The organism is bacterium endosymbiont of Bathymodiolus sp. 5 South, from assembly GCF_900128535.1.
GTDB lineage: Bacteria > Pseudomonadota > Gammaproteobacteria > PS1 > Pseudothioglobaceae > Thiodubiliella.
Genome location: NZ_FQTR01000273.1, coordinates 1 through 1,648, shown reverse-complemented (window position 1 = coordinate 1,648; position 1,648 = coordinate 1). Strand labels below are relative to the sequence as shown.

The following is a 1,648-nucleotide window of genomic DNA, read 5'->3' as shown; positions in this document are numbered from 1 at the left end:
AGGGCTAAGGCTGGGTTTAAAAAATCGCCAAGTGGGTGAAAAGTGGGTTTCTGATGATTGTTCCTATTTATGCAAAGGTCTCTTAATCTAGAAAACTTTCTTCCTTTTTTTCTGCTTCAGGTTTTTTGGTTCGCACACCAGGTTTAGACAAAACCTCTAAGAAAAAAGAATCCAAACCCTCTGCATCAGCCTCTGAGATTACCTTGTTAATTTCAGAAACATGGATCACGCTACAAGAAGTCTCGTTCGCACCATAGCGACAATCAAAGTCCCAAAAATCTACTTCTTCAGGTCGTTTTTTATTACGCTCACGCTTAATGTATTTTTTAAGCTCGTATTTGATGGCTTCAACCACTCTGGGTCTTTGTTTTTTGGGGTGTGAAAAGCTGAATGTTTTTTTCATGCTGTCTCTAGATAATATTAAGACCTTGATTATATTGTATTATTGAGTTACCTTACAAACTATAAAATAGATTTATGGATTGTGGGTAGTGACTTTAACACTGGCAATAGAAATGTATCTTGGCTAATATTTGGATCCTCTTCTTGTGCCGCTTTAAACTCTTCATCATTTAAAAAATGTGGGAATTTTGCGCTTATCTCAAAGGCAAGTACCAAAGGGTGCCCGCTAGGTAGGCAGTAATTATGATGCTTTTTTCCACCCTTTACCTGTGCTGTAAAATTAAGTTGACTCTCATGCTTTTTTCTCAACCTTCGCTTTGAAATTCTATAGTGGCATAATTACCACTTAAAGTGTAAGAATCACAAAATTTCATACCTATAACAACCGCCAAAACTATAAGTAACACTACCTTCTGAGCCAGTCGTAGCCCCAGAAGTGTCTTTCACAACAAACTTACTTGATATTTTAGGACAGAGCAATCCGAGTGGAGAGTTTCCCAATACCCTCAATCTAACTTGTCTGAAGATAACTTAAATTCAAACCAAGTATTATTGACTAAACGAACAGTGGTCAACAAACCCACAATAAGCTATCCTTGTGATTTTAAAATAATATAAATATATTTTGCTTATAAAATTGGGTGCACAAAAAACTTTAGATGAAGTGGATGTCCGCTATCTGGACAAAAATTCTTATGCCAGTCACCACCATCAATTTTAGCTTCAAAATATATTGCGAATAATTCGGGATTAGAAGTACTAAAATAACAATAGTTATTACCAACAGAATACGAGTCACAAAACCTGGCAATAAAGGTAACATCGGTAGTAGAATTATCACCCTCTTCATTGCTATTAGGAACTACAACATGATATGTGACAGTTCCTTCCGACCCTGCAGCAGCTATTGAGGGGTCTTTCATACAAAAAAAAACACCTTTTTCAGAAGGGGTAATGGTAGAAGGTGGCAACACCGTCCAGCTACCATGCGCCGCAGTTTTACTCTTAAGCTTTAAAGTATAAGGTGTATTATTGTGAAATTCCATATATGTTGAAAGATTTGACATCGGTAAGTAGTTCCTAAATTTATTTTATTTTAAAAATTCAAACACCCAGCCCTTAATTGCGACTCTCCTGTGTTATATACATTGAGACCTTTGCATAAATAGGGATGATTAGCAAAATCCAATTTTTGCCCAATGGGTGATTTCTTTAAACCTTGTCCTAGCAGGGCTAAGGCTGGGTT

General features: G+C 36.5%; 3 protein-coding genes. All 3 read right to left on the bottom strand.

The genetic code is table 11. The features are described from left to right. Positions 1–82 precede the first annotated feature (82 nt). A complete protein-coding gene (locus BBROOKSOX_RS10755; RefSeq protein WP_139661773.1) occupies positions 83–403 on the bottom strand; it encodes a DUF6172 family protein in 321 nt (106 codons plus the stop codon). Positions 404–462: 59 nt separating this feature from the next. Further along, positions 463–711: a hypothetical protein gene (locus tag BBROOKSOX_RS10750; protein ID WP_218973743.1), complete on the bottom strand. Its 249-nt coding sequence runs from the start codon at positions 709–711 to the stop codon at positions 463–465. 320 nt (positions 712–1,031) lie between these two features. Next, positions 1,032–1,469, bottom strand: coding sequence for a hypothetical protein (locus BBROOKSOX_RS10745; RefSeq protein ID WP_139661770.1), 438 nt, complete (start codon positions 1,467–1,469; stop codon positions 1,032–1,034). Between the last annotated feature and the right edge of the window lie 179 nt (positions 1,470–1,648).

What these genes read in the sequence shown, in the direction of transcription:
- BBROOKSOX_RS10755 (WP_139661773.1), bottom strand. Translation starts at nt 403, where the DNA reads ATGAAAAAAACATTCAGCTTTTCACACCCCAAAAAACAAAGACCCAGA.
- BBROOKSOX_RS10745 (WP_139661770.1), bottom strand. Translation starts at nt 1,469, where the DNA reads ATGTCAAATCTTTCAACATATATGGAATTTCACAATAATACACCTTAT.